Genomic DNA, 6,199 nt, shown 5'->3' on the forward strand with positions numbered 1-6,199 from the left:
GACGCGGGCCGGGGCCCGCGTCAGGTGGCCTCGTCGTCGAAGGGAGGGCGCTTGCCGTTCAGCCGGGCCACGGGCTTGCTCTCCTGCTCCTCTTCCTCCCAGAAGTGCTTCTGCACGAAGCGCCGGGGGTTGAGGTCCTGCACGTCGAAGTCCTTGAACTCCGGGCCCAGCCCCTCGCGGATGTCGTTGGAGGCGGAGTTGGCCATCGTCCGCAGCTGGCGCAGCACCCTGCCCACCTGCTGGGCCGCCTTGGGCAGCTGGTCCGGACCGAAGATCAGCAGCGCGAGCAGGAGGAGGACGACGAACTCTCCTCCGCTGATGTTGAACATGCGCGACCTCAGTCCTTCGGTGTACCGACCGGCTTCAAGCAGGTTAACCGGTATCGGGGGGCTTGGGTAACCTCACCCCGGTCGTCCGCAAAGGGGGTGGACACGGGCCAGCCCCCCGCTCTGCGAGCGGAGGGCTGGGCGCGGGCGCTCCACCCGGTCCCGGCTGCTCGGGTGCGCCGTCAAGTAAGGGAACGCGGACGCGGAAGGTGCCGTCGGGCGACCGGGAATTCCGTCGACCGCGTGGAAAGGACGGCTCTAGACCGCTTTGACGTCAGCGGCCTGCGGGCCCTTGGGGCCCTGGATGATGTCGAAGGTGACCTTCTGGTCCTCTTCCAGGTTCCGGAAGCCGGTGCCCGAGATCGCCGAGTAGTGGACGAACACGTCGGGCTGACCGCCCTCGACGGCGATGAACCCGAAACCCTTCTCAGAGTTGAACCACTTCACGGTGCCCTGAGCCATGTGCACTCCCTTGGGGACTACTGCGGGGCCGCACCCTGCTGGCCCCGGGCCGCCGGGCGCCTGACCGACGGGTGAATCCCGCACCGGCGAGCGCCCACGTGAAGTTCCGCGAGGCGCCCCGGGCATCCATGGAAACTACAACAGCAACCAGTTGCTGACAGTACCAGGGAGGGTGCTGCCCTGCCGAGGCCTTCCACACGGGAATCGCGCTCTTTCCCTGTCCTGTTTCGGCTACTCGCAACTGTTGATTTCCGTTCGCCGGGCCACTAATGGGGCGCGGCCGAACACGGATGCGCCGGGGCGCCGTTCACTAACCGCCGCTGCCGTAGATCCACACGTCGAACCACATGCGTTCACGCCACATACCCTCGTCGATCGGATACGCCGACAACACCGGGTAGAAGTAGGCGAAATTGGCCACGATCAACAGCAGGACCACGCCGTAGACGATGCCGCCCACCGCACGCGTGTAGGGGGCGAAGCGCGGACTGTCCTCCCCGGCCCCCATCGCCAGGCCCAGCGCCAGCACGATCGCCAGGACCAGGAAGGGCAGCAGCGGGACGGCGTAGAACAGGAACATGGGCCGGTCCGGGTAGGCGAACCACGGCAGCCACCCCGCGGCCACGGCCAGCAGCACCGCCCCGGCCCGCCAGTCGCGGAAGGTCACCCACCAGCCGAGCATCACCGCCAGCGCGAGCAGGCTGGACCACCAGATGACCGGCGTGCCGATGGAGACCACGGAGGTGACGCAGTCGCCCGTGTCGCACGAGGCGACCTCGCCGTTGTAGTGGAACATCACCGGGGTGCGCATGACCAGCCACTCCCACGGCGCGGAGATGTAGGCGTGGTCGCTGGTCAGGTCGGTGTGGAAGGTCATCATCCGCTGGTGGTAGTCCACCAGGCTCCACAGCGCCTCCACCGGCGCCCGCAGGAACCCGGGCACCCACTCGGGTGCCATGCCGTCCGCGAAGTCGCGGTTGTAGCCGCCGCGGGTGAACAGCCACCCCGACCACGAGACCAGGTAGACGACCCCCGCGACCACCACGGTCTGCACGAACGCCGGGACGGCGTCGACGCCCAGCCACCGCCAGAAGAAGCCGCGCTGGCCGACGCTGCTGCGGGCCCCGTAGTCCCACGCCACCGTGAGCAGGCCGAACGCCGCGACGAAGAACAGGGCCGACCACTTGGTGCCCACCGCCAGGCCGAAGCACAGACCGGCCGCCAGCCGCCACCAGCGCATCCCCAGCCAGCCCACCGACGCCAGGTCCCCTCCCGCCTCCGCCAGGCGGGCCATCCGCTCCCGGGTGCTGTCCCGGTCGATCACCAGGCACGCGAATCCGGCCAGGATCCACAGGGTCAGGAAGATGTCCACCATGGCGATGCGGCTCAGCGTGAAGTGCAGGCCGTCCAGCGCCATGATCAGCCCCGCCGTGCAGCCCAGCAGCACCGAGCGGGTCATCCGCGTGGCCAGCCGCACCAGGATGAGGACCGAGAGCACCCCGGCCACGGCGGAGGCGAACCGCCAGGCCTCGGGGGTCATGGTCGTGCCGAACGGCAGGAGCGACCACAGCCAGTCGCCCAGGGCGATCATCCACTTGCCCACCGGCGGGTGCACGATGAAGTCGCCCGTGCCGGTGAAGATGTCCTGGTATCCCTGGGCGAGCAGGTCGTCGGCCTCGACGGGCTCCTCGACGGTCTCGTGCTCGTAGCCGAAGTTCCAGAGCCCGTAGGCGTCCTTGGCGTAGTAGGTCTCGTCGAAGTAGATCCGGTCGGGCTGGCCGAGGTTGAAGAACCTCAGCACCCCGGCGAACAGCGCGACGGCGAAGGCGCCCAGCCAGCCCAGCCAGCGGGGCGCGGGGTTGACGGGCAGGAAGCGGGCGCGTATCCGCGCCGACCGCGGCGGGGGCGAGGGCTCTGCCTCGGAGAAAGGTGCGGTGGTGGTCATCGGGTGTACGGGGTGGATACTCCCGCCCTCAGGCGGTGGAGGGAGCCCCTGCCTCCTTCTGGGTGGTGTAGCCGTAACCGTCCGCTCGCTGGAGCAGACACAGGTTCTTCCATGAGGTCTTGATCGGCCCATACGAGGTTTGCAGGGTGTGGCTCCCGCTGCTGCGCACCGCCACCCGGCCTGTGTGCGTCCCCGCGTTCATGTCCGACGGCACGGCCGCTCGGGCCAGATCCCCGGTCTGGAAACCGAAGAACCGTTTGCGGCGGGGCAGACGCAACCGGGGGAAACCGTGCCTGTCCGCCCGGGTACGGGCATAGGGGCCGCGCCCAGCGGCCCCGACGACCAGGACCGTTGAAACAGCCGTGGTGACGGTTTCGACCCTGCCCACGGCCAGGGCGTCCAGGGTGTGGGACTCGGGCAGGTGGTCGCGGGTGCGGTTCCACTTCGTCCGACCTCCCGATCCCACACGGGTGGGCGGGCACTCGTCCAGGGACCGCCACAGCGCCCACCGAGTGGCGTCGACCGCTGCGGCATCGCGCAGCGGCGCCTTGGTCTGCGCGCTGATCCCGGCGAGAGCGCGGGGGTTGGTCACGAACTCCTCGACGGGCTGGTCGGCTTTGGCCCGATTGCACGGGACACAGGCCAGCGCGAGGTCGGCCACCCGGTCCGATCCGCCTCGGGAACGGGGACGGACGTGGTCGACGTTGAGCGGGGTGCCGGTGGCACCGCAGTAGGCGCACGCCCGTCCCCACTTGGCCAGCAGGTACTCGCGCACCTCGTAGCCGTGCAGGGTGCCGTGTCGGTACTCCACCCCTTCCGCAGGACGCCCCGCGCCCAGGGCGTGGACGTCGAAGGCGACCCGCTCCAGGACCGGAGCCCACCGGGCCGGACGACCCACCCAGGCCAGGGTGGTGTCCACCCGGTGCCGGAGCGAGGGTGGCGGCCAACCGCGTGGACGGGTGCGGTTGTCGAACCGGGCCGTCCGGTAACGCAGGTTACGAGAACGGCGCCCCTTTCTGTAGGCGGCGCGTTGGCGCATCCTCTTGGCGATCTGACCGCCTCGGTGGTCCGGCCGTATCGCACAGCGGCCTCGGCGTTCTCCACGCCGGTCGGTGAACACGGCGGTGCCGGTGCGCTTGCTGCCTGGGCCAATGCCTGTCTCGACCCCGTCGACCCCGGACTCGGCGGTGGTGCGATCCTTCAACCTGATGACGAAGGGGGTGTGCCGGGCCGCGATCGCCCGGCCCCTGGCCAGGAGCCGGCGGGCCCGCGCGGGGTGGGTGGGTTGTAGTGGTGTGCCGTGGCGGTCCGGCACGAACACGTACGGGTGCCCCTCGCGGGGCGTGGTCTTCGGTGGACGGTCCTCACGGGCCTGCTCCCCGGCCCCCGGGGGCACGGGGGCGACGCCACCAGCGGTAGGTGAACCGCCGGTGGTCTCCCCTCGCACATGTTCCACACCGGGTGCCCCGCGCACGTGGCTTCCGCGCCCCGTTTCGTTCCCGTTCCTTGGAATGTCCGCTGACGCGGATTCCAGAGCAGGCCGCTGAGGAAGCACGGCCTGGTGGGTCTTCTCACCTGTGTGGAACGTAGCCAACTGGTCACCTCCCTGGTGTTGGCTGGTGCTGGTGACGCCAGGCCCTCGACCCGGGGGTCGAAAGCCCCGCCTTCGAGCGGGGAACGCGTTACCTCGGCTCGTAGGTTGGGGTCGGAGATGGTTGTCCTTTGCGGACGGACCACGAAACCAGGTTTCGGATGGCGTGACGAGCCAACCGTAGCGCGACAGGACGGGGATCACAGTGGTTGAGGGTGGAGCTGGGACGAGTGGAGGGACGGGGACCCTGACGCTCGCCGGTGTGCCCATCGGGAACGTGGAGGACGCGCCGCCCAGGCTGCTGCGCGCACTGGAGGGCGCCCGCGTCATCGCGGCCGAGGACACCCGAAGGCTACGCCAGTTCGCCTCCCGCGCGGACGTGCGCCTGGGCGGGGAGGCGGGCGCCCGGGTCGTGTCCTACTACGACGCCAACGAGAGCCGCCGCACGGACGAGCTGCTCGGCGACCTGCGCGCGGGCAGCGACGTCCTCGTCGTCACCGACGCCGGTATGCCGGGGGTGTCCGACCCCGGCTACCGGCTGGCCGCCGCCTGCGCGGGAGAGGGCATCCCGGTGACCGCCATCCCGGGGCCGTCCGCCGTCACCACGGCGCTGGTGGTCTCGGGCCTGCCCACCGACCGCTTCTGCTTCGAGGGCTTCCCGCCCCGCAAGGGCCTGTCGGGTTACCTGGCCGACCTGGCGGCCGAGCGCCGCACGATGGTGTTCTTCGAGAGCCCCCACCGCGTCGCCGCCACCCTGGAGGCGATGGCCGCGGCCTTCGGCGCCGACCGGCGCGCCGCCGTGTGCCGGGAGCTGACCAAGACCTACGAGGAGGTGCGCCGGGGCGGCCTCGGGGAGCTGGCGGCCTGGGCCGCCGAGGGCGTGCGGGGCGAGATCTCCCTCGTGGTGGAGGGCGCCCGCCGCGACCCAGGGACGGTCGGGGACGCCGACCTGGTCGCCGCGGTCTCGGACCTGGAGGAGGAGGGCGTGCGCCGCAAGGAGGCGATCACCCGTGTGGCCAGGGAGTTCGGTGTTCCCAAGCGCCGGGTCTACGACCTGGTGCACGGGGTCGTGTCCGCCGACTGACCGAAAACGGCGGCCCGCGGCGGAACCTTTCCGGTTCTGGAGCGTCTGACCAGGTGAACCAGCCAGACCGTCGATGGGGAACACGTTCATGCGAAGCCACCTCTTCCAGCAGGCCCAGGAGACCAGCCAGCCGGGTATGCACCTGCAGAACCACAAGATGCTCCGGGTGGGCCTCAACGGCGAGTTCTTCGCGCGTCAGGGCGCCATGGTCGCCTACCAGGGCCAGGTCGACTTCTCCTACGAGGGGTCCGGCAGCGTCAGCAAGTTCTTCAAGAAGGCCTTCACCGGCGAGGGGCTGCCGCTGATGAAGGTGTCCGGGCGCGGCGACGTGTTCCTGGCCCGCGACGCCTGGGACGTGCACCTGGTGGACCTGGAGGACGACCACCTCACGGTCAACGGCGACAACGTGCTCGCCTTCGAGGCCGGGCTGAACTGGGACATCCGCCGTGTGGAGGGCGCGGGCATGGCCGCCGGCGGCCTCTTCAACACGGTCTTCAGCGGCCGGGGCAGGGTGGCCATCGCCTGCCACGGCGCCCCGGTGCTGATCAACGTCGACCAGCCGACCTTCGTGGACACCGACTCCGCGGTCGCCTGGTCCAGCTCGCTGAGCACGGGCGTGCGCCGCACGGTCAAGGCGGGCGCGCTCATCGGCCGGGGCAGCGGAGAGGCGCTCCAGCTCTCCTTCGAGGGCCAGGGCTTCGTCCTGGTGCAGGCCTCCGAGGGCGCGCCGGTCGCGGCCCAGACGGCCTGACCCGACAGGCGAAGGGCCCCGGGACGTGTGTCCCGGGGCC

Annotated in this window: 6 protein-coding genes; 2 read left to right on the top strand and 4 right to left on the bottom strand. The window is 70.5% G+C overall.

The window, feature by feature from the left end; translation table 11 throughout:
* Positions 1 to 20: 20 nt before the first annotated feature.
* The 4 genes from DQW06_RS09230 to iscB form a co-directional block, all read right to left on the bottom strand.
* Positions 21 to 329: a sec-independent translocase gene (locus DQW06_RS09230; RefSeq protein ID WP_013155081.1), complete on the bottom strand. Its 309-nt coding sequence runs from the start codon at positions 327 to 329 to the stop codon at positions 21 to 23.
* A 255-nt stretch (positions 330 to 584) separates the two neighbouring features.
* Positions 585 to 788 carry a cold-shock protein gene (locus tag DQW06_RS09235; protein WP_013155080.1) on the bottom strand — a complete coding sequence of 68 codons (204 nt, stop codon included), beginning with the start codon at positions 786 to 788 and terminating at the stop codon, positions 585 to 587.
* A 310-nt stretch (positions 789 to 1,098) separates the two neighbouring features.
* Positions 1,099 to 2,733, bottom strand: a complete 1,635-nt coding sequence (locus DQW06_RS09240) for a dolichyl-phosphate-mannose--protein mannosyltransferase (RefSeq protein ID WP_013155079.1) — start codon at positions 2,731 to 2,733, stop codon at positions 1,099 to 1,101.
* A 28-nt stretch (positions 2,734 to 2,761) separates the two neighbouring features.
* Positions 2,762 to 4,594, bottom strand: a complete 1,833-nt coding sequence (gene iscB, locus DQW06_RS09245; protein WP_232832986.1) for an RNA-guided endonuclease IscB — start codon at positions 4,592 to 4,594, stop codon at positions 2,762 to 2,764.
* Between iscB and rsmI the strand changes: the two genes are divergently transcribed.
* Together rsmI and DQW06_RS09255 are read left to right on the top strand one after the other, a co-directional pair.
* Positions 4,530 to 5,408: a 16S rRNA (cytidine(1402)-2'-O)-methyltransferase gene (gene rsmI / locus DQW06_RS09250; RefSeq protein ID WP_013155077.1), complete on the top strand. Its 879-nt coding sequence runs from the start codon at positions 4,530 to 4,532 to the stop codon at positions 5,406 to 5,408. The two genes, iscB and rsmI, sit on opposite strands and share 65 nt — an antisense overlap.
* Positions 5,409 to 5,496: 88 nt before the next feature.
* Positions 5,497 to 6,159: an AIM24 family protein gene (locus DQW06_RS09255; RefSeq protein WP_013155076.1), complete on the top strand. Its 663-nt coding sequence runs from the start codon at positions 5,497 to 5,499 to the stop codon at positions 6,157 to 6,159.
* Positions 6,160 to 6,199: the final 40 nt, after the last annotated feature.

The sequence above is a fragment of the Nocardiopsis sp. TNDT3 genome (assembly GCF_003427465.1).
GTDB classification, from domain to species: Bacteria; Actinomycetota; Actinomycetes; order Streptosporangiales; family Streptosporangiaceae; genus Nocardiopsis; species Nocardiopsis dassonvillei.